Source organism: Devosia chinhatensis, assembly GCF_000969445.1.
Taxonomy (GTDB): domain Bacteria; phylum Pseudomonadota; class Alphaproteobacteria; order Rhizobiales; family Devosiaceae; genus Devosia; species Devosia chinhatensis.
In genome coordinates this window covers 571,486-592,689 of the sequence record NZ_JZEY01000061.1, presented here as the reverse complement: position 1 = coordinate 592,689, position 21,204 = coordinate 571,486, and the positions used below count along the sequence as shown (strand labels likewise).

The 21,204-nt window shown below is 64.4% G+C and carries 17 protein-coding genes and 1 pseudogene; 10 read left to right on the top strand and 8 right to left on the bottom strand.

Annotation, left to right across the window (positions count from 1 at the left end):
* Nucleotides 1-62: 62 nt before the first annotated feature.
* The 3 genes from VE26_RS17210 to VE26_RS13145 all read right to left on the bottom strand — a co-directional run bounded on the left by VE26_RS17210 (nucleotide 63) and on the right by VE26_RS13145 (nucleotide 4,450).
* Nucleotides 63-1,385, bottom strand: coding sequence for a response regulator transcription factor (locus VE26_RS17210; RefSeq protein ID WP_052715909.1), 1,323 nt, complete (start codon nucleotides 1,383-1,385; stop codon nucleotides 63-65).
* A gap of 70 nt (nucleotides 1,386-1,455) precedes the next feature.
* Entirely contained in the window at nucleotides 1,456-2,685 is a 1,230-nt protein-coding gene (locus VE26_RS17790; RefSeq protein ID WP_052715908.1) for an EAL domain-containing response regulator, read from the bottom strand.
* A 4-nt stretch (nucleotides 2,686-2,689) separates the two neighbouring features.
* On the bottom strand, nucleotides 2,690-4,450 hold the full coding sequence (locus VE26_RS13145) for a diguanylate cyclase (RefSeq protein ID WP_084620440.1): 1,761 nt from the start codon (nucleotides 4,448-4,450) through the stop codon (nucleotides 2,690-2,692).
* A 330-nt stretch (nucleotides 4,451-4,780) separates the two neighbouring features.
* Between VE26_RS13145 and VE26_RS17205 the strand changes: the two genes are divergently transcribed.
* The 5 genes from VE26_RS17205 to panC all read left to right on the top strand — a co-directional run bounded on the left by VE26_RS17205 (nucleotide 4,781) and on the right by panC (nucleotide 10,076).
* Nucleotides 4,781-6,817, top strand: a complete 2,037-nt coding sequence (locus tag VE26_RS17205; RefSeq protein ID WP_152658846.1) for a methyl-accepting chemotaxis protein — start codon at nucleotides 4,781-4,783, stop codon at nucleotides 6,815-6,817.
* On the top strand, nucleotides 6,817-7,041 hold the full coding sequence (locus tag VE26_RS13135) for a hypothetical protein (RefSeq protein WP_046105667.1): 225 nt from the start codon (nucleotides 6,817-6,819) through the stop codon (nucleotides 7,039-7,041). Before VE26_RS17205 ends, VE26_RS13135 begins: the two co-directional genes overlap by 1 nt.
* Before the next feature lie 157 nt (nucleotides 7,042-7,198).
* Complete coding sequence (gene panB, locus VE26_RS13130) at nucleotides 7,199-8,017, top strand: 3-methyl-2-oxobutanoate hydroxymethyltransferase (RefSeq protein ID WP_046105666.1); 819 nt, start codon at nucleotides 7,199-7,201, stop codon at nucleotides 8,015-8,017.
* Nucleotides 8,017-9,225: a bifunctional phosphopantothenoylcysteine decarboxylase/phosphopantothenate--cysteine ligase CoaBC gene (coaBC, locus tag VE26_RS13125; RefSeq protein WP_046105665.1), complete on the top strand. Its 1,209-nt coding sequence runs from the start codon at nucleotides 8,017-8,019 to the stop codon at nucleotides 9,223-9,225. The genes panB and coaBC overlap by 1 nt, the downstream gene beginning before the upstream one ends.
* Nucleotides 9,222-10,076, top strand: coding sequence for a pantoate--beta-alanine ligase (gene panC, locus VE26_RS13120; protein ID WP_052715906.1), 855 nt, complete (start codon nucleotides 9,222-9,224; stop codon nucleotides 10,074-10,076). Before coaBC ends, panC begins: the two co-directional genes overlap by 4 nt.
* On the opposite strand, the gene VE26_RS13115 is transcribed toward panC, so the two are convergent.
* The 4 genes from VE26_RS13115 to VE26_RS13100 all read right to left on the bottom strand — a co-directional run bounded on the left by VE26_RS13115 (nucleotide 10,073) and on the right by VE26_RS13100 (nucleotide 13,971).
* Nucleotides 10,073-10,450: a YciI family protein gene (locus VE26_RS13115; RefSeq protein ID WP_046105664.1), complete on the bottom strand. Its 378-nt coding sequence runs from the start codon at nucleotides 10,448-10,450 to the stop codon at nucleotides 10,073-10,075. The genes panC and VE26_RS13115 overlap by 4 nt on opposite strands.
* Nucleotides 10,451-10,494: 44 nt before the next feature.
* Nucleotides 10,495-11,361 (bottom strand): EamA family transporter, encoded by an 867-nt coding sequence (locus VE26_RS13110; RefSeq protein WP_152658845.1) that lies wholly within the window; start codon nucleotides 11,359-11,361, stop codon nucleotides 10,495-10,497.
* A gap of 188 nt (nucleotides 11,362-11,549) precedes the next feature.
* Entirely contained in the window at nucleotides 11,550-12,554 is a 1,005-nt protein-coding gene (gene cydB / locus VE26_RS13105; protein ID WP_046105663.1) for a cytochrome d ubiquinol oxidase subunit II, read from the bottom strand.
* Nucleotides 12,544-13,971 carry a cytochrome ubiquinol oxidase subunit I gene (locus VE26_RS13100; RefSeq protein ID WP_046105662.1) on the bottom strand — a complete coding sequence of 476 codons (1,428 nt, stop codon included), beginning with the start codon at nucleotides 13,969-13,971 and terminating at the stop codon, nucleotides 12,544-12,546. The genes cydB and VE26_RS13100 overlap by 11 nt, the downstream gene beginning before the upstream one ends.
* A gap of 246 nt (nucleotides 13,972-14,217) precedes the next feature.
* On the opposite strand from VE26_RS13100, the gene VE26_RS13095 reads away from it, so the two are divergent.
* From VE26_RS13095 to VE26_RS13080, 4 genes are read left to right on the top strand one after another with little or no spacing between them, the layout of a single operon-like run.
* The gene (locus VE26_RS13095; RefSeq protein WP_046106339.1) at nucleotides 14,218-15,279 is read left to right on the top strand and encodes an aldo/keto reductase; all 1,062 of its coding nucleotides are present in this window, start codon (nucleotides 14,218-14,220) and stop codon (nucleotides 15,277-15,279) included.
* Nucleotides 15,254-15,955 carry a fumarylacetoacetate hydrolase family protein gene (locus VE26_RS13090; protein WP_200897250.1) on the top strand — a complete coding sequence of 234 codons (702 nt, stop codon included), beginning with the start codon at nucleotides 15,254-15,256 and terminating at the stop codon, nucleotides 15,953-15,955. The genes VE26_RS13095 and VE26_RS13090 overlap by 26 nt, the downstream gene beginning before the upstream one ends.
* Nucleotides 15,955-17,046, top strand: a complete 1,092-nt coding sequence (locus VE26_RS13085; RefSeq protein ID WP_046105660.1) for an ATP-dependent DNA helicase — start codon at nucleotides 15,955-15,957, stop codon at nucleotides 17,044-17,046. Before VE26_RS13090 ends, VE26_RS13085 begins: the two co-directional genes overlap by 1 nt.
* Nucleotides 17,043-17,933 carry a transglutaminase family protein gene (locus VE26_RS13080; protein WP_046105659.1) on the top strand — a complete coding sequence of 297 codons (891 nt, stop codon included), beginning with the start codon at nucleotides 17,043-17,045 and terminating at the stop codon, nucleotides 17,931-17,933. The genes VE26_RS13085 and VE26_RS13080 overlap by 4 nt, the downstream gene beginning before the upstream one ends.
* A 12-nt stretch (nucleotides 17,934-17,945) precedes the next feature.
* On the opposite strand, the gene VE26_RS13075 is transcribed toward VE26_RS13080, so the two are convergent.
* Nucleotides 17,946-18,782: a transglutaminase-like domain-containing protein gene (locus VE26_RS13075; RefSeq protein ID WP_046106338.1), complete on the bottom strand. Its 837-nt coding sequence runs from the start codon at nucleotides 18,780-18,782 to the stop codon at nucleotides 17,946-17,948.
* Between the two features lie 252 nt (nucleotides 18,783-19,034).
* Here VE26_RS13075 and VE26_RS13070 point away from each other — a divergent pair.
* Nucleotides 19,035-20,798: pseudogene (locus VE26_RS13070) on the top strand (cation:proton antiporter domain-containing protein); the annotation flags it as partial.
* Between the last annotated feature and the right edge of the window lie 406 nt (nucleotides 20,799-21,204).

Here is a 21,204-nt window from a genome sequence, read left to right as displayed (position 1 = left end):
TGCACGAAAGGGCGATGGCGCACAGGGGCGGCAGAAATTTAGGTGTTTCCACTTAAAGCGCTTCAGCGCAGGCCTAGAACGAGACGGGTGAGCTGGGCGACGTTCTTGACGCCCAGCTTGGCGAAGACATTGGAGCGATGCACTTCCACAGTGCGGTGGCTGAGGCCGAGTTCGCGCCCCGCCTCCTTGGCAGAAAAGCCGTTGGCCGTGAGATTGACGATTTCGTATTCGCGCTGGCTGAGCAGGTCGCGGCCGGGAAAATCAGGCAGGCCGGCGTCTTCCGGCTTGTCCTGGTCCTGCGTCGGACCGAATTGGGGCCGGGGTGCCTGAGGCAAGTGGACCAGCGGCACCATGGCATCGAGGGGGGCGGCCAGCCATTCGATGCCCAGGGCGATCAGATCGTTTTGCTCCTCGACACCTGGCTGATAGAGGGCCGCCACGGAAATGGACTTGTTGCGGCACGCGGCCAGAATGTTCTCGCCCAAGGCGCGGTCTATCGGGTTGCCCAGGATCTCGGCGATGCAATGCTCGCCCAGGACAAGGCATCCGCCGGTGATGCGAACGAGGGAATTGAGCGAAATGTCGTGCAGGTTGGTGGTGAGCAGGCCGACGCGGAAGCCATAGACCAGCAATCGTGTGCGCAGATCGTCGACCTGGCTGGAGGTCGTCAGCATCTGCGTGGCGGGCACGACGATGCCAAGGTTGAGGCTCTGCTGGTCGGACAACCACGCCGAGAGCGAACCCAGCGGCAGGGCCAGGGCGGCGCCAGCTGTCATATGCAGCCAGGCCTGTGGCTGCCGGCCCGGCCTGGCCGCGGACCAGGCCAGACGCACCTGATCGATGACCTCATCGAAACGCTGGCGGCTGGCGAACAGATCGGTCCCCTGCCCGGCGGCAAGCAGAGACGGCTGAGCGACCATGATGCCGCTTTCTCCGCGGGTGCTGGCGAGCCAGGCAGAAACCAGGCCGGCAGCGGGGCGAGGGGGAGGGCTGATCGCCGGGCCCTCGGAAAGATGGGACAAGGCGGCCTTGATGGCAGCGGAGCGGAAGGGCTTGGCGATGGGGTAGAGGCTGCCATAGCCGTAGCGCTCGAGCAGGCGATAGATTTCGGACAGCTGGGCAGCGCCGAGGCCGCTGACCACCTGGATCTTGCCGCGATAGCCGATGGCGTGGAGTTGACGCACCGCCTCGACCGCGTCGGCATCCTTGAGCCGCACATCAAGAAAGATGAGATCGGGATGGGTCGACGCCATGGCCCGGAGCAGGGCATCAAGGCTCAGAAAACTCTCGAAATCGACGCCATTTCGGCCGAGAATGCCGCAGATGACCTCGTTCACCGCGGGGTCGTCGTCGAGGACGTAGCACGTGATGGAGAAGTCTTGCATTCGATGCCGCCGCTATTGCGCCTTTGGCGAATATCAGAGGTATCTGCGAACGCATCATTTGCCAACTAACTTATGTTACATCGAACTGACTGCGCACATTATTCGCCTCCTTGAGGCTGAGCGGCCTTGAAAAGTAATAGCCTTGAATACGATTGCAGCCGGCTTCGCGCAGCAGATCGAAGGTCGCCTTGTCCTCGACGCCTTCGGCCACGCTGGTCATGCCCAATTGGCGGGCCAGCGAAATGATCGAGGTGGCGATGGCACGGGCTTCATCCGAGCGCGTGGCCATGGACACGAAGCTGCGGTCCACCTTGATCTCGGAAAAGGGCAGATGCGCCAGCTGCAGCAAGGAGGAATAGCCGATGCCGAAATCGTCGATCGACAGGCGCAGGCCGTCGAGACGGAGCAGGGTTAGCCGGTCGAGCGTGGCGACGTCCTGCTTGAGCCGCGTGCTCTCTGTGACCTCGAGCACGACGCGGGCGGGATCGACCCCGTAGCGGGCGCAGGCGCGCAACAGTTTCTGGACGAAATCGCCCTCTTCGAGAAGACTGGGCGTGACGTTGAACGACATGGTCGCCGAAGCATGGGCGGCATTGGCGCCAAGCCAATGCAGCGCCTGGCTGACCAGCGCCAGGGTCAGCCGTTCGATCAGGCCATGTGTTTCGGCCGTGGGGATGAAGACCGAGGGGCCGATGATGCCGTGATGGGCGTGATGCCAGCGGGCGAGCACCTCGAAGCCGACAATAGCGCCGCTGTCGCACGCCACCTGGGGCTGGAGCCAGGGCCGGATATCGCCGCGCTTGATCGCGGATTCGAGCTCAATGGGGTCGATCTCGAGGATGTTGTCGCTCTCGGCGCTGGGGCCGGACGTGTCCCCTGCGGGCATGACGGCGCGGCCCAGGGCCTCGGCAAGCTTGCTGCGCGTGAAGGGCTTGGGCAGAAGGCCCGCCACCGTCAGGCCATGCAGGCGCGCCGAGCGGGCCACCGCTTCCATGATGCGCCGGTCGGCGCCGCTGGAGAAGATGATGGAGGCGCGGACCTCGGCTTCGGCCAGCCGCTGGGTCAGCGAGATGCCGTTTTCGCCCGGCATGACGAGATCGAGCATGATATGCGACGGCTGCCAGTCGGCGACGACGTCGAGCACGTCTTCATCACGGTCAAGGGTGCGGCTCTCCCAGCCCAGGCGCTCCAGCGCCCGGCCGACATGGCGCGCGATTTCCGGGTCGTCGTCGACCAGCAGGATCCTGGGGGTCTGGTCGGCCATGAACATGCCGACAGGATTGGCAGAAGAACGCGTCATGACCTCATGCCTTTGCCGCAATGGATAGAAGATTGGCCCCCGTAACAGAGGCAGTTTCGCTTCGGCCTTCATGCAGGCGGATCCGGTTGCGGCCGGCAGCCTTGGCCTCGTAGAGCGCGCCATCGGCCAGGTCGATCAGCTCGGCCAGGGACGTGGCGTGCTCGGGATAGATGGCGCAGCCGAGCGAGATGGTGACGCCCGGCAGGACGATGTCGCCATTGGTGAATTGCAGCGCGGCGACCGCCTCTCGCATGTGCTCGAGCTTGGCGCGGGCAGAGTCCGCGTCGCTGCCCTGCAGGATGATGAGGAATTCCTCGCCGCCATAGCGGAACAGCCAGTCGGCCTCGCGGATATGGGTCTGCATGAAGTGGGCGACCGCTGTCAGGGCATGGTCGCCGGCGACGTGGCCATGCAGGTCGTTGTATTGCTTGAAATGGTCGACATCGAGCATGGCCACGGCCAGATGCTGATGGAAGCGATCCGCCTGGGCCAGGATCTTGTCGCCAATCGCATCGAGGTAGCGGCGGTTGAAGGCCTGGGTGAGCGGGTCGGTAATGGCCTGCTGGCGCAGGGAATCCTGCAATTTGAGATTGGCGAAGGTCAGCCCGAGTTGCGCCCCCACCATGTGCGAGAGGCGGCGGGCATTGTCCATCTTGTCGGCGGGGTCGTGATCCTGCTGGTCCTGACGGATGAGCGTGAGCAGCCCGATCGTGTCGCCATGGGCGATGAGCGGGACGCAGAGCGTGTCTGATCGTTCGCCATGATGATGGGCACAGGCGGGCGCGCCGTTTTCGAGCGTGTGCAGATGATCCTGGCCGCGCCGCAAGGCCCAGCAATCGGTGGGCGCCATCAGGTGCGCTGGTTCTAGGCCACCGAAACTGGCGACGCAGTCGAGCCGGTTGCGCGAGGGTGCGTGCAGATAGACATGCCCCGAATAGCCCGCAAAGATGCGCTCGAGAATGGGCGTCAAAAGGCGCGTGAGTTCCGGGACCGAGTCGCAGCTCTGCATATAGCCGGCGGCCTCGATGAGCTCCTGCACCTCGTTGCGGTCACGGCGCAATTCGGCCAGCGAGCTCTTGAGCGACTGGGCATATTGCGCGATCTCCGCCGAATCCTTGGATCGGCGGGCCAGCTCCCGCCGGGACGTGGCATAGAGCAGGGCGACCAGGATGAGGGTGCCGGTGACGAACAGTGACAGGGCAGAAAGGGCCGAAGTGCGCGCCAGGGCAACCTGCTGCTTCTGTGCCTCGAGGTCGCTGGCGAGTTCGCCCTGAATAGTGCTGACCACGAGGCGGACCTCATCCATCAGCGCCTTGCCCTCACCCAGGGAAATTCTCTGGCGGGCCGCGATCTGGCCGCGCGTTTCCATCAGGCTGATGACGGTGCGCATTTCCTCGAACTTGCCCAGCACGGCAGTTTCGAGGTCATCGAGCTGCGCGGTAATCGCGGGATGGCCAGTGGCCATCCGGTCCAGCTGAACGAGGCGCTGATCGGCGTAGCGAATGCCGGCGTAATAGGGCTCGAGGTAGTCGGTCAGCGCCGTGAGCACATAGCCGCGCTGGCCGGTCTCGGCATTGACGAGATCGGTCTCGATCCGGGCCACTTCGAGCTGGATGTCGGCAGTCTGCTCGACCCAGGTCGTGGCCTGAACCAATTGAGAAATATTGTGGAAGGTCCACCAGCTGTTGCCGACAAGGCAGGCAACGGCGAACAGGGATACGGGAGCCACACGCGTTACGCTGAAGTCAAACAGACGACCGAGCACGATAGTTCTCTCTGGATGCGGCCCCTAGCCGGCCGGACACGACGGGTTTTGTCGCGCCTTACCCTGTGCTCGACGGGGGTTAACGAGACGTTATCGGGACTTCCCGTTACGTGCTACCACCTAAGGCGCTCCGCAGAGCGGGAAATGCCGAAAGTCGCAGTGCCTTGATTTTAAAATGGTTTTTAGAATTTTTCTCGGTGTTCTAGTCCAGAATTACGCAATTCCACTTAACGCGGGGCCGCTATTCGGCAAGCAAAAGTTAAACGGGTGGGCATTTGATCGGGGCAGTGAGGCGCCTTGGTTGCGCCGGTGAACCAGAAGGGTCAGCTCGTGAAAATCTTCAGTACCTCCGTAAAGGCCAAAATCCTGCTCGTTGCAGCAATCCCGGCCGCGTTCTTCCTGGCTGTCTGCGTCGTGGCGGTGCTGAGCATTTCGTCCATGCAGGCGGCGACCAAGCAGGTCGAGCACACCTATAACGTGATCGGGCTGGCGACCGGTGCCCACGAACATGCGGTGGTCGCGCAGTCCGGTGCGCGCGGCTTTGCCCTGACCGCCGATGAGGCCCAGTTCAGAAACTTCGAGGAGGGCATGGCAACGACCATCGGCAATCTCGAAAAGGTGCGAGAGCTCGTCAGCGACAATCCGGTCCAGGTCGAACGGGCGTCCGAGGCGCTGCGGCTTTTCAATGAATGGGTTGAGGCGGCCCCCAATCAGACGATTGCAGCCCGGCGCCTGGCGACAACGGATGAGCAACTCACCCAATATGTCCGGAACTATGCAAGTTTCGGTGGCAGCCAGGCTTTCGCCGCCTTCCGCGACGTCATCTCCGCGATGGTCGCAGAAGAAGAAGGATTGCTGGTTGTTCGTGCAGCGGCCAGTGAAGCGGCCACCACCACCACCTATTTCCTGGTCGGCGGCGGCATAGCCGCCGCTCTGATCCTGGGATCGATCTTTGCCTGGGTCATCGGTTCGAGCGTCTCCTCGCCATTGGCGCGTCTCACCGGCGCCATGGGTGAACTAACCTCCGGCCGGCTCGACGTGGACGTGCCCCATGCCGAACGCGCCGACGAAGTGGGCGCCATCGCCCGGGCCCTGGCGGTGTTCAAGGCCAATGCGGTGCGCATCGCCGAACTCGCCGGCGAGGAAGAAGGCCGCCGGGCCGCAACCCTGGCGCGGCAGGACATGATGCAGCGCTTCCAGGACGGTTTTGCCCGGGTCGTGCATGCAACGCTTGAAGGCGATCTGTCGCAGCGCATCGACGAGCGCTTCGGAGATGACGAGATCGACATGGTGGTCGATAGCTTCAACGAAATGCTCGACACGGTCAGCAAGGCCGTGAACGAAGCCGGCGACGTGCTGGCCGGCATGGCCAAGGCCGACCTGACCCGCCGGATGAACGCCGATTATCGCGGCGTGTTCGACGACCTCAAGAGCAACGTCAACAGCATGGGCCAGCAATTGTCCGAAATCATGGGCAAGGTACGCGACACATCGGTAGGCCTGCGCATGGCCACGGGTGAAATCCTCTCGGGAGCCAACGATCTGTCCGAGCGCACGACCCGACAGGCGGCCGCAATAGAGGAGACTACCGCCGCACTCGAGCAGGTCACTGCGACCGTGACCGCCAATGCCAAGCGCGCCGACCTGGCGAGCCAGAAGGCCCGCGAAGTGACCAAGGCCGCCGAAAACGGTGGCCAGACGATCCAGGAAGCCACCCAGGCCATGGAGCGCATCACGCAGTCGTCGCGCAAGATCTCCGATATTATCGGGATGATCGACGACATCGCCTTCCAGACCAATCTGCTGGCGCTGAACGCTTCGGTTGAAGCGGCCCGTGCCGGCGAAGCCGGAAAGGGCTTTGCCGTGGTCGCCATCGAGGTGCGGCGCCTGGCCCAGTCGGCCGCCCATGCCTCCGACGAGGTCAAGGCGCTGATCGAGCAGAGCGCCAACGATGTGGCCGATGGCACGCAATTGGTGTCACGCGCCTCCTCGGCGCTGTCCTCGATGATCGACGGCATGCGGGACAGCAGCGTGCTGATCACCGAGATCGCCGGCGCCAGCGAAGAGCAAGCCCAGGCCATCGCCGAAGTGGGCCAGGCCGTGCGCCAGATGGACGAGATGACCCAGCACAATGCGGCGCTGGTGGAAGAGACCAATGCGGCCATCGAGCAGACCGAAAGCCAGGCGCGCACGCTCGATGCGACCGTGGAAGTGTTCGTTATCGACGCGCGGCCGGCGGGCATGTCCAAGGCGGCACCGCGGGCCGAGCCCGAGCGCCCCAGCTTTGCGGCAAAGGCCAAGGCTGCAGCCAAGACCTTCCTGTCGCGCGGCAATACCGCACTGGCCCAGGACTGGAGCGAATTCTGATGCTGTACCTTGCCTATGACGCGAACTGGACCGCTGAGGCCGAGCCCAATTCCGGAACGGCCGACGCGGCAGGCGTGAACCAGCCGAAGGAATTTGCCGTGGCGCTCGAGACGCTGGTGGAATCGCTCGAGGACCTCAACCTCTACCTGGCCAAGGCCTATATCGAGAGCGTCGAGCGCAGGCGCGCGGCGGCGAGCGCCGACCAGCAGCCGACCGGCAAATGATCCCTCAAGGCGGGCCCTGCGGCCCGCCTCTTCATTTTGAGCCAGCCCCCTGATGCACGCATAGCACCAATGAAGGGCTGGCGCCGCGCAAGCGAATGGCCTATCTCCCGCGCAACAGCCGGACGCTGTCGGATCCGGCCGGGTTGGAGGACTTTTCATGTCGGCCCAGACCCCCAGCAAACGCCTTACAACGCGCGATATTTCCGCGATGCGCCAGCGCGGCGAGGCCATCGCCATGCTGACTGCCTATGACGCTACGATGGCCAGCCTCGTCGAAAGCGCCGGGGTGGACATGATCCTTATCGGCGATAGCCTGGGCAATGTCGTGCTCGGGCATGAAACCACCCTGCCGGTGACGCTGGACGACATGATCCGGCATGCAAGCGCCGTCAAGCGGGGGTCGCGGCGGGCGTTGCTGGTCTGCGACATGCCGTTCGGCTCGGTTACCGATCCGCAGATCGCGGTGCAGAACGCGGTGCGGGTGATGAAGGAGACGGGGGTCGAGGCGGTCAAGATCGAGGGTGGCCTGGCCGTGGTGCCCATGGTCGAGATGCTGGTGGCACAGGGCATTGCCGTCATGGCCCATATCGGGCTCATGCCGCAATCGGTGCACCAGATGGGCGGTTACTACATGCATGGCAAGGACGAGGCTTCGGCTGCGCGGTTGCGCGCGGAAGCCAAGGCGCTCGAAGCTGCCGGCGCCTTCGCCATCGTTCTTGAATGCGTGACGCCGGCACTGGCCGCAGACATCACCCGGGCTCTCACCATCCCCACGATCGGCATCGGCTCGGGCAAGGATTGCGCCGGGCAGGTGCTGGTGGTGAACGACCTGATCGGGCTCAGCGTAACGCCGCCGCCCAGCTTCGCCAAGCCAAGGGCTGATGTCGCGGCCATCATCCGCGCAGCGGTGGGCGATTACGTCGCCGACACCAAGGCCGAGCGGCAGCCCATCCCCATGCCGCGGCGGGCTGAGTAATGGCCAATATCCTGATCGCGATATCCGGCTCGATCTCGGCCTACAAGATTGCCGATGTCGTTTCCGAACTGGGCAAGGCCGGGCACCAGACGCAGTGCCTGCTGACCAAGAGCGCCAGCCAGTTCGTCAGCCCCCTGGTGCTGGAAACGCTGAGCGGGCGGCCGGCCCTGTCCGATCTGTTCGGGCCCAGCGTATCGGGCACCGAGCATATCGATCTGGCGCGATGGGCCGATCTCGTCGTCTTTGCCCCGGCCAGCGCCAATATGCTGGCGCGGCTTGCCCTGGGGCTTGCCGACGACCTGCCCTCGACGGTGGCCCTGGCCACCGAGGCGCCGATGCTGGTCGCGCCAGCCATGAACACGGTGATGTGGGACAAGCCCATCGTGCAGCAACACCTGGCGACGCTGGTGTCGCGCGGCGCCGGACTGATCCCGCCGGCATCGGGCCTATTGGCCTGTGGCGAAGTGGGCATGGGCAAGCTGGCGCCGGTCGCCGAGATCGTCGCGGCCATTGAGCGGGCGCTGCTGCCGGACCGGCAGGATCTTGCCGGCCAGCGCATCCTGATGACGGCGGGGCCGACAACGAGCGCCATCGATGCGGTGCGCTATATCACCAACCATTCCACCGGGCGGATGGGCGCGGCGATGGCCGAGGAGGCGCTGCGGCGCGGCGCGGCGGTCGATTATGTGCTGGGCATGGATAAGGGCGTGGTGCGCCCGGTGGCGCCGCGCGGCACGCAAGGACGGCTGCGCGTCATCGAGGTTCGCACGGCCGAGGAGATGGCTGCAGCGGCGCTCCAATATCTGCCGCTGGCGCAGGGCGTCGTAGCCAGCGCGGCGGTGATGGATTATGCCGTCGCCGCGCCCGCCGCCAACAAGCTCAAGCGGGCCGCGGCCGCGATCGCGCTCGATCTGGTGCCGTCCCAAGATGTGCTGGGAAGCCTGCGTCAGGCTGCGACCGGCCAGTGGTTCCTGGGCTTTGCGGCCGAAACGGATGACGTCGAGGCCCATGGGAGGGGCAAGCTCGAAGCAAAGGGGCTCGATTATCTCTTCGCCAACGAAGTGTCGCGGCTGGGCGCGGCGGGCCAGACCGGCTTTGCCGTGGGCACCAATGCCGGCGTGCTGCTGGGCAAGGACGGATCGCGCCATGCGCTGGGACTGGGCAGCAAGGCCGACATTGCCCGGCAGATCTGGGACCTCATCGCATGACGATCATCCTTCGCGACAAGGCTGCGCTCAAGGCCTGGCGCAAGGCGCTGGGAACCGGGGCGCGGCTGGGCTTCGTACCGACCATGGGGGCGCTGCATGCCGGCCATGTGAGCCTGATGGAGCTGGCGCGGGAGCGGGCGGACGTGGTCATCGCCTCGATCTTCGTCAATCCGCTGCAATTCGGGCCCAACGAGGATCTGTCGCGCTATCCCAGGCCTATCGAGGCCGATATCGAAAAGCTCGAGGCGGCGGGCGTCGACGCGCTGTTCCTGCCCTCGGTCGAGGACATGTATCCGCCCGGCGCGTCCACCTTCGTCGACGAGGCGATGGTATCGCTGCCGCTTTGCGGGGCCGAACGGCCCGGCCATTTCCGCGGCGTGGCGACGGTGGTGCTCAAGCTCTTCAACCTGGTGCAGCCCGATGTTGCTCTGTTCGGGCAGAAGGATGCCCAGCAATGCGCGGTGATCGAGCGCATGGTGCGTGATCTCGACGTGCCGGTGGAGATCGTGCGCGGACCGATCGTGCGGGAGGCGGACGGGCTGGCGCTGAGTTCGCGCAATGTCTATCTCTCGCCAGAGGATCGCGCCGCAGCGCCGTTCTTGTACGAGAGCCTGGCAGCGGTCGCGGACGCTTATCGAGCCGGCGAGACCGACCCGGAAAAGCTGGCCTCCATCGGTCGGTCGGTGCTGGCCGGATCGGAGCGGATCGCGTTGCAATATTGGGAGGTCCGCGACCCGCAAAGCCTCGGTGCCATCGCCAAGGTCGGCGCGCGCGGGGCGCTGCTGGCGGTGGCGGCGCATCTGGGAACGACCCGGCTCATCGACAATTTGCCGATCGGGCCGGAAGACTAGGCCTCGGTCAGTTGATTATTGCCGAAATAGCGCAGGGGCCGGATTTCGTAAGAGCCGGTGCCGGGATTGGCGACGGCAAGCTTTTTGGCGAAGTCCATGGCTTCGTCCATGGACTGGCAATCGGCGACGTAAAAACCGAGAAATTGTTCCTTGGTCTCGGCGAAGGGACCGTCGAAGACCACCGGCTCGCCCGAGCTTTTCCTGAGCGTGCGGGCCTCGTCGGTATTCCAGAGCCGCACCACCGGGCCGAGCTTGCCCCTGGCGCTCATATCGGCCTGGACCTTGCCCAGACGCTCCATGCAGGCGGCATCTTCCTCGGCGGTCCAGCGCGAGACTTCCTGTTCGTCGTTATAGCACAAAATGGCGTAGAGCATGATGGCGATCTCCTCGAGCGCGGACTATGCAATTGCCGGCGCACTCATGCAACCGGTGGCGGTGGCCGGCGGGCAATGGTGATGGTGGCCCCGATCGAGGCGGCCATGATCGCGGCGATGCCCCCGACCTGGCCAAGGCCCAGCGTTTCATGCAGGATGACGAGCCCGGAAAGCGCCGCGAAGGCGGGCTGGCCTGACATGAGGATGCCGAAAAGACGCGCCGGGATATGGGGCAGTGCGACCATGTCGAGCGCATAGGGGATGGCGCTGGAGAGAAGCGCCACGGCAAGACCCAGCGGCAGGATGGCGGGATCGAGCAGGCTGGTTCCCGCACCGATGGCGCCGAAGGGCAGCGCGATGACGGCTGCCGTGCCGACGCCCAAAGCGGCGATATGGGCACCGCCGCCGGTGCCGGCGCGCTGGCCGAAAATGATGTAACCGGCCCAACAGGCGCCGGCACACAGGGCCAGGGCGACCCCGACCGGGGCAATGTCGCCGGAGGCATCGCTCCAAGGCAGCAGCAGGGCAAAGCCGGCCAGTGCCAGGACGATCCAGAAGAAATCGAGCGGCTTGCGGGCGCCGAACAGGGCCACGGCGAGCGGGCCGGTGAATTCGAGCGCGACGGCGATGCCGAGCGGAATGTGTTCCAGGGCGGCGTAAAAGAACAGGTTCATGGCGCCCATGGCACCGCCATAGAGCAGCACCGCCCGCCATTGCCGACGATCGAGGCGATGCCGCCAGGGGCGGAAGACGAGCGCCAGGACGAGGGCGGCCAGGGTGAGGCGCAAGGCTGTGGCGCCCTGCGCGCCGACCAATGGGAAGAGCATTTTGGCAAAGCTTGCCCCGGTCTGGGTGAAGACCATGCCAAGGGTGACGAGAAGGACAGGCAGGACGATGGAAGTGGGCCGCACGGCGTGGCTTTCGGGAGAATGTGCCGCCTTCTAGCAGGCTTGCCCCATGTCGTCATGCCGGAGCGCGGCGAATTACCCCGGCATCAGCACCAGGCGGATCATGTAGCCGATGACGAGGATGACGCCAACGCCGCCAGCCCAGAGGGCGACGAACCAGCCGACCTGCCTGATGCCCTTGGGAACAGCCATCAGTGGTAGCCCTCGTCGGGGTCAATCTTGCCGCGGAACACCCAATAGGCATAGCCGGTATAGGCCAGGATGACCGGGATCAGCACGCTTGCTCCCACAAGGAGGAAGATCAGCGAGCTTTCCGGCGCGGCGGCTTCGGCGATGGTGAGGGCGCCGGGCACGATATAGGGGTAGAAGCTGATACCGAGGCCGACAAAGCTGAGCACAAACAGCCCCAGGGCGGCAAGGAATGGCTGGAGGTGCTTGTCGGTGGTGAGGCCATGCCAAAGGGCAAAGGCGCACCCGGCCAGCATGACCGGCACAAAGGCCGAGAAGAAGGCCGTGGGCCAGCCGAACCAGCGATTGAAATAATTCTCGTTGATGAATGGGCTCCACAGCGAGACGACGCCGATCAGCCCCAAGGTGATGACACCGGTGGCCATGGCCAGGCGCCGCGATCGGGCCTGCAGCTCGCCGGTGGTCTTGAGGTTGAGCCAGGTGGCGCCCAAAAGGGCGTAGCCGATGGTGACGGCAAGGCCGGTAATGATGGTGAAAGGCGTCAGCCAGTCCCACCAGCCGCCGGCATAGGCATTGTCGACAATGGTGATGCCCTGGACCAGCGCACCCACGGCCAGCCCTTGCGTAAAGGCGGCAATGGTCGAGCCCAGCCAGAAGCCGACATCCCAATAGATCGACCCGCGCGCGGTGCGCCAGCGGAACTCGAAGGCCACGCCGCGAAAGACCAGGCCCAGCAGCATCATGATGATGGGCATGTAGAGCGCCGGCAGCACGGTGGCATAGACCACCGGAAACACCGCCATCAGCCCGCCGCCCCCCAGCACCAGCCAGGTCTCGTTGCCGTCCCAGACCGGGGCGATGGAATTGGTCATCAGGTCGCGGTTCTGCCGCTCCGGGAAGAAGGGAAAGAGGATGCCGACGCCCAGATCGAAGCCGTCGAGCACGACATAGGCGAGGACCGCGAAGGCGATGATGCCGGCCCAGACGGTGGGGAGATCAATCGCCATGGTGATGGGCTCCTTCGCGGATCGTGTCTTCCTGGGCCGGGCCGGGATTGATGCCGGCGGCACGGTGGGGACCCTTGTCCAGCTCGTGATCCTCTTCGAGGATGGGCGGGCGGCGGAACAGGCGGAAGAGATAGAAGACGCCCGCGCCGAAGACGAGGAAGTAGACCACGACGAAGGCCACGAGCGAGGCGCCCACGGCCGGTGCTTCGACCGGGGACAGGCTTTCCGAGGTGCGCATCAGTCCATAGACGGTAAAGGGCTGGCGACCGACCTCGGTGGTGAACCAGCCGGCGAGCACGGCAACAAAGCCGGAGGGGCCCATGACCAGGGCCGCCTTGTGCAGCCAGGTATTGGTATAAATGTTCTTGCGCCACCGGGCCCAGAGCGACCAGAGGCCGACAAAGAGCATGGCAAAGCCGATGCCGACCATGATGCGGAAGGCGAAGAACGGGATGGTGACCGGCGGACGGGCATCCTCGGGAAAGGCGTCGAGCCCGTCGAGGGGGGCATTGAGGTCGTGCTTGAGGATCAGCGAGGAGAGCTTCGGGATTTCGATGGCATAATCAATGCGCTGCTCGTCCTCATTGGGAATGCCGAACAGGATCAGCGGCGCACCCTCGGGATGGCTCTCGTAATGGCCTTCCATGGCCGCGATCTTGGCCGGCTGGTATTCGAGCGTATTGAGCCCATGCATGTCCCCGGCCAGGATCTGCATTGGGGTGACAATGGCCGCCATCCACATGGCCATGGAGAACATGATGCGGGCCTGGCGATTGGTGCGATCCTTGAGCAGGTGCCAGGCGCCAACCGCGCCCACCGCAAAGGCCGTGGTGAGGAAGGCCGCCAGCACCGTATGCACCAGCCGATAGGGGAAGGAGGGATTGAAGACGATGGCCCACCAGTCCTCGGGCACGAAATTGCCATTGGCATCGATGGAAAAGCCCTGGGGGGTATGCATCCAGGAATTGACCGACAGGATCCAGGTGGCCGAGATCAGCGTACCGACGGCGACCACAACCACCGCAACCATGTGCAGCGTGTCGCCGACGCGCTTGCGACCAAAGAGGGCAATGCCGAGGAACCCGGCCTCGAGGAAGAAGGCGGTGAGCACTTCATAGCCCATGAGCGGGCCAATGACGGCGCCGGCACGCTCGGAAAACACCGACCAATTGGTGCCGAACTGGTAAGACATGACGATGCCCGACACCACGCCCATGCCGAAGGTGACCGCGAAGATGGTCTTCCAGTATTCGAAGAGCTTGAGGTAGGCCGGATCGCGTTTCCACAGCCACAGACCGTTGAGCACGGCCAAATAGGACGCCGTGCCGATGGAAAAGGCCGGGAAGATAAAATGGAAGGAGACGGTAAAGGCGAATTGTATCCGCGCCAGGAGCTCAGCCGATTGCCCGAAATCCATACCGTACCTCTTGCTGTCTTGCCGCCTGTCATCCGAGGCTGAATACACCCCGGACGGCATCCTGGCGGACGAACCACACTAAAGCTGCTCCTCTTATACTTGTCGAGGGCGGGGACAGTTGGACACATGGTGACGCATGCGCGCTTTGACCGCATGGAACGCGGCGTCGATCGCGGTTGCGCGAACGATTGACCCGGTGGCGCGAATTCTTTAGCCCTTGTGGCCCAAGAACAAAGGATGAATCTCATGGACTATCGCTATCTCGGGCGCTCGGGCCTGAAAGTCTCGAGCATGACCATGGGCACCATGACCTTTGGCGGCAGCGAAAAGATCGGCAATACCAGCCGACAGGACGCGGCGCGGCAGGTGGATATGTGTCTCGATGCGGGCATCAACCTCTATGACAGCGCCAATGTCTATAATGCGGGGGTGTCCGAGGAAATCCTGGGCGACATTCTCGCCGAAAACGGGCGGCGGCAGAAAGCGCTGATCGCCACCAAGGTACGCTTCAAGATGGGCGATGGCCCCAACGAGGCCGGGCTCAGCCGACACCATATCATCGAGCAGTGCAAGGCGAGCCTCAAACGCCTCAAGACCGATGTGATCGACCTCTATCAGGTGCATGAATGGGATGGGCAGACCCCCATCGAGGAAACGATGGAAGCGCTCGACATTCTCGTGCGCCACGGCCATGTGCGCTATATCGGGTGCTCCAATTATTCGGGCTGGCATATTTCCAAGGCCCTTGCCGCCGCCGACCAGCGGCACAATGCGCGCTTTGTGTCCCAGCAGATCCATTATTCGCTGCATAGCCGCGACGCCGAATATGAGCTGGTGCCGATTTCCCAGGACCAGGGGCTGGGCATTCTCGTCTGGTCGCCGCTGGCGGGCGGGTTGCTTTCGGGCAAGTATCGCCGGGACAGCGCGCCGGACAGCGGGCGGCATGTCGGCGGGTTCCGCGAGCCGCCGGTCTATGACTGGGACAAGCTCTATTCGGTCATCGACGTGCTGGTGGCGGTGGCCGAGGAGCGTGGCGTTTCGGGGGCGCAGGTGGCGCTGAGCTGGCTGATGGGACGCCCGGGCGTCACTTCCGTCATCATCGGCGGACGTAACGAAAAGCAGTTTGCCGACAATATCGCAGCGGCCCAGCTCGTGCTCAGTGACGAGGAACGCGCCCGGCTCGATGCGGCCAGCCGACCGCCGTTGCTCTATCCCTACTGGCACCAGTCCTTCACCGCGCAGGATCGGCTGGGCAAGATCGACATGGATTTGATCGGTCCTTATGCCGAGGAGTTCAAGCGTGGCTGATTTCCTGTTCGAACCACATGCGCCGATCTCCATCCCGATCGCACGCGGAGGCTTGTTTGCGGTGCGGCGGGTCTATTGCGTGGGCCGCAATTATGCCGAGCATATTGTGGAAATGGGCAATGATACCCGCGATCCGCCCTTTTTCTTTTCCAAGCCAGCCGACGCGGTGGTGGTGGGCGGGGAGGCCATGCCCTATCCGCCGGAGACCAGGGACCTGCACCACGAGATCGAACTGGTCGTGGCCATCGGCAAGGACGGCGCCGATATCGCCGAGGACGACGCGCTTTCCCATGTCTATGGCTATGCCGTCGGGCTCGACATGACGCGGCGCGACCTGCAGGCGCTCGCCAAGAAGGCCGGACGCCCCTGGGACATGGCCAAGGGGTTCGATCATTCCGCACCCATCGGCACGATCGAGCCGGCCAGCGCCATCGGCCACCCCGGCAAGGGGGCGATCACGCTCGTGGTCAACGGCGTCGAGCGGCAGCGCGGTGACCTCGCCGAGCAGATCTGGAGCGTGCCCGAAACCATCGCCTATCTCAGCCGCTTCGTGACGCTCAAGGCCGGTGACCTGATCATGACAGGCACGCCGGCGGGTGTCGGGGCAGTGGTCAAGGGTGATATGCTCGAGGGGCGGATCGAAGGCGTGGGCACGGTATCGACGGTGATCGGCTGATGGCACCGGTCTGGTCGGCGCAGCAGGACGCGGCTTTGCTGGCGGTTTCGGCCTGGCTCAAGGACCGCAACGGGCCGCAGGTGTTTCGCCTGTTCGGATGGGCCGGGACCGGAAAATCGACGCTGGCCGTGCATCTGGCGCAGGACATCCGCAACGTCAAATATGCCGCCTTTACCGGCAAGGCGGCGCTGGTGATGCGCAAGCGCGGCTGCAAGGGCGCCCAAACCATCCATAGCCTCATCTATACGCTGGTGAGCGAAAAAGAGGGCGAGCCGCGCTTCGTGCTCGATCCGGAAAGCCCGGCAGCCGATGCCGACCTCATCGTCATCGACGAGGTTTCCATGGTGGACGAGCAATTGGGCGCGGACCTGCTCTCGTTCGGCGTCAAGGTGCTGGTGCTGGGCGATCCGTTTCAATTGCCACCGGTGCAGGGTGCGGGGTTCTTCATCAATGAGGAGCCCGACATCATGCTGACCGAGATTCACCGGCAGGCGGCGGACAATCCGATTATCCAGCTGTCCATGGCGGTGCGCGAGGGTGGTGCGCTCGAACATGGCCGCTATGGCGAAAGCGTCGTGGTCGGCCGCGACAAGGTGGATCGAGATGCGGTGCTGAAAGCCGACCAGGTGCTGGTGGGACGCAACAAGACGCGGCTGACCTATAATGACCGCTTGCGGGAATTGAAGGGCCTGCCGTTCCACGAGCCGGTGCTGGGCGACCGGATGGTGTGCCTCAGAAACAATCCGCGCAAGCGGCTGCTCAACGGACAGATCTGGATCGTCACCGAGGCGACGCGGCGCACCAATGGCAAATGGAGCCTGCTCCTGGCCGATGACGAAGGCAAGGGCGAGGCACGGGTGCTGACGCACAAGGCGTTCTTTTCGGGCGAGGAAGACGCGATGAGCTGGCCCGAGCGGCGGGCCTTCGACGAGTTCACCTTCGGTTATTGCCTGACCGTGCACAAGGCGCAGGGCAGCCAGTGGGACGACGTATATCTGTTCGACGAGAGCTTCGTGTTCCGCGAGGAGCGGGCGCGCTGGCTCTATACCGGCATTACCCGGGCCGCCGAGAAGATCACGGTGGTTTCATGACCCTGTTGTCGGTACGGCACGACACCGTCTATCGCTATGCGCGGGCGGTGCAGTTCGGCGACCACCGCATGCTGGTGCGTCCGCGCGACAGCGCCGAGCAGCGGCTCGACGATTTCCGGCTGACCATCTTTCCCGAGCCGGCGGCGATCCGCTGGATCCTCGATGTGTTCGGCAATGGCATTGCCATTGCCAGTTTCGATGAGCCGGCGGAGGAATTGCGGATCAGCGCGCAGATGGTGCTTGACCATGTGCATGACCGCACGCCGCGCTTCGAGATCGAAAACCGGGCGCGCACCTATCCCTTCGATTACGGGCAGGTGGACGCAATCGACCTGGCGCCCAACATGCAGCGGCAATTTCCCGAAGAGCACGAGGTGGATGCCTGGGCGCGCCAATTCGTGACGCAGGGCGGGGCGACCGAAACCAGCCACCTCTTGATGACGATGACGGCGGGCATCAAGGAGGGTTTCACCTATCTGCGCCGGCCCGATCCGGGCACGCAGCGGCCATCGCTGACCCTGGCCAGCCGGCAGGGCACATGCCGGGACTTCGCGCTTCTGATGATCGAGGCGGTGCGGGCTCTGGGCTTTGCCGCCCGGTTCGTCACCGGCTATCTCTATTCACCGGCGAGGGACGGGGACCATCGCGGGGGCGGGGCCACCCATGCCTGGTGCCAGGTGTATCTGCCTGGGGCGGGCTGGGTCGAATTCGACCCCACGAACGGCATTATCGGCACGCGTGACCTGATCCGCGTCGGCGTCGCCCGTGAACCGCGCCAGGCCATTCCGATCTCGGGGACGTTCGTGGGTAAGAAGGACGATTACCTTGGCATGGATGTCGAGGTCGAGGTGCGGCGGGTCACGAGCCCACAGGATGGCATGGGCTGAAATCCATGCCGATCAGCTGCGTGTCACGCTGACCGCATCGGTGGTCCATTGCGCGCTGGTGTCGCCATCCAGCGCTTCGCTCCAGACGCGGATAGGCTGGGAAATGACCGAGCCATAGATGGTGGCGAAAGCGGTGTCGGCGGCGTCGCGGCCGCAGCCAATGCGCACCATGCCGTCAAGCGCGGCCATGCGCGTGGGATCAAAGAGATACCAGCGGTCGCCCAGCCAGGCTTCGAACACGGCATGGAAGTCCTGCGGCTCCAGTTGCCAAGCATAGCACGAGACCAGCCGGGCAGGGATGCCCAGGGCGCGGCAAAAGGTGATGCCGAGATGAGCAAAGTCGCGGCAGACGCCCGCCCGCATGGCAAAGGTATCGGCCGCCGTGGTCGTGGTGTCGCTCGAGCCGGCGAGGTAATCGACCTCGGAATTGATCCAGTTGCAGATTTCGGTGACACGGCCAAAACCGGGCGCGATATTGCCGAACTGGCGCGAAGCAAAGCGCGCCAACTGGTCAGATGGGCAATAGCGCGAGGGATTGAGAAAGGTGAGCGTTTCGAGCGGCAGCTTGGCGACGGGTACTTCGTCGACGCTTTCGGGCTCGTTATGAAGCGGAGCCAGTTCCACTTCGGCTTCGTAGCGCAAGCGCACTTCGCCGGGGTCGGAGGTCAGCCGCACGAAGCGATTGCCGCTGTCGGCCGCAGTCTTTTCGTCCGCCACGAGATCGGGCGAGATGGTCAGGCGTTCCGAAAGGATGCGCTGGCGACCGCCCTGCATGGCGCTGATGTTGAAGATGAGCGTGGACTGGCTCTGCAAGTCATAGCCGATTTCGCATCCTACCGAAAAACGCACGATCCGATCCTCACCCCTTTTGTGGCCAGCGTCCGACAACACCGGCGCCTGCGGGAAGTTCCATGCGCTGGGCGCGCCACAACAATGACAAACTCGACCCGCTGATAAGGATATGGGTTCGTTTGCCCGCAAGTCTGCCCAGCGATTGAGTTTTCGCGCCTGGGTCGCGCTTGCGCCAGCAGGGCCTATGCTTCATCTTCATCGTGCCGACACGGGCCTCTGCCCTGCGGTCTGTCTTCAAGGGATGCGCGCATGCACCACGATACCCCCCTGATCTCAACGATCGTCGCGGGCCTGGTGCTGGCCTATATCTTCGGCATGATTGCCAACCGGTTCCGGCTGCCGCCACTGGTGGGTTATCTCATCGCGGGCATTCTCGTCGGCCCCCATACTCCCGGCTTTGTCGCCGATCAGGAGCTGGGCGCGCAACTTGCCGAACTCGGCGTCATCCTCCTGATGTTCGGGGTGGGTCTGCATTTTTCGCTGAAGGACCTCATGAGCGTCCGAGCCCTCGCCATTCCAGGTGCCGTCGTGCAGATCGGGGTGGCCACGCTTTTGGGCACAGGGCTTGGCACCCTGCTCGGCTGGAGCCTGGGTGGGGCCATGCTGTTCGGTCTGGCGCTCTCGGTGGCCTCGACCGTCGTGCTGCTCAAGGCGCTTCAGGACCGACGCCTCGTGGAAAGCGAGCGCGGCCGTATCGCCGTCGGCTGGCTGATCGTGGAAGACCTCGCCATGGTCTTGGCGCTGGTGCTGGTGCCGGCCATTGCGGGCATCTATGGGGCCGATACAGGCATCCACGATCCCTTTGTTTCCTTTGTCGAGCGCTTGGTGGGCGGTTCCATCGGCATCTGGGGCGTGCTTATCATCACGCTCATCAAGGTCGCTGCCTTTGTCGGCTTCATGCTCGTGGTGGGACGGCGGATCATTCCGTTCGCCCTGCATGCCACCGCCCATACGGGAAGTCGCGAGCTGTTCCGGCTGGCGGTGCTGGCCATCGCGCTGGGCGTGGCCCTGGGCTCGGCGACCCTGTTCGGGGTGTCGCTTGCTTTGGGGGCATTCTTTGCCGGCATGATCCTGTCGGAAAGCGAATTGTCGCAACGGGCGGCGAACGAAACGCTGCCGCTGCGCGATGCCTTTTCGGTGCTGTTCTTTGTCTCCGTAGGCATGCTGTTCGACCCCATGATCCTGCTCGAGCAACCGCTGCTGGTCGTGGCGACGGTGTTCATCATCGTCATCGGCAAGTCGGTTGCGGCCTTTGCCATCGTGCTGGCCTTCCGCCGACCGGTGGGCACGGCGCTGACCATTTCCGCCTCGCTGGCACAGATCGGCGAATTTTCGTTCATCCTCGCCAGCATGGGGGTGGCCCTCGCCATCCTGCCGCAGGACGGGCAGGACCTGATCCTCGCCGGTGCGCTGATTTCGATCGTGCTCAACCCGCTGGTGTTCTGGGTGAGCGAAGCGGCGCGGCCGGGACTTGAGGCCCGCTTCGGCGGCAGAAGCCGGGTGGAGCCGCTGGTCAGCAAGCCAGTCGAGCCATCGATGGCGGCGCAGGGCCCGGCCGTTACCGATATCCCGACCCAGCCCGCGGTGGATCGCGGCGCACATGGCGCCGACGACGATAGCGGCGAGCCGTCCCGGCAGAGTGGACACGTGGTGCTGGTGGGCTTTGGACAGGTCGGACGGATCGTGGCCGCAGGGCTCAAGGAAGATGGCAGTCCGGTGGTCGTGATCGAGGATTCCGATCAGGACGTGGCGGCAGCCCGCGCCGCCGGTTTCGAGGTGGTGTTCGGCAATGCCGCCAGCCAGAACGTGCTCAAACTGGCCAACCTGGCCGGTGCAAAGAGTCTCCTCGTCGCCATTTCCAACGGCTTCGAGGCCGGCTCGGTTTGCGAAAGCGGACGAAAGCTCAATCCCGAAATCGGCATTATCGCTCGCGCCTATTCGGAGGAAGAGGAGATCTATCTGCGCGGGCTGGGTGCATCGACCATCATTCGCGGCGAGCGGGAGATCGGCAAGGGCATCCTGGCCTTCATGCGCAGCGAACTGGGGCCGCGCCTGCCGCAGGCCGACAATATCCTCGCCAAGGCAGCCGAGGCGCCGCTTGCTGACGTGCCCAAAGCCGACCTTGTCGTCATCGACATCCCGGCGACGACAAGCGATGCCACCGTGATGGCGCCCTCGACCGAGGAACCCGGCCCGGCACTTGCCGCCGTGGAGGAGCTGGAGCCGGTTGCTGTCGCCGAGTCGGACGTGAGCGAGGCCACGCCCGTGGTGATCGGCGATGCGCCCGCCGGCATCGATGAGATCGTCGTGCCCACCAGTGAGGATGCGTCCCCCCAGCAGGAGCGCCAGCCGAGCGGGCCCGAGCCAGTCGCCGAGATCGCCCTGCCGCCGCAGCCCGGGCCGGATGAAGATATCGACG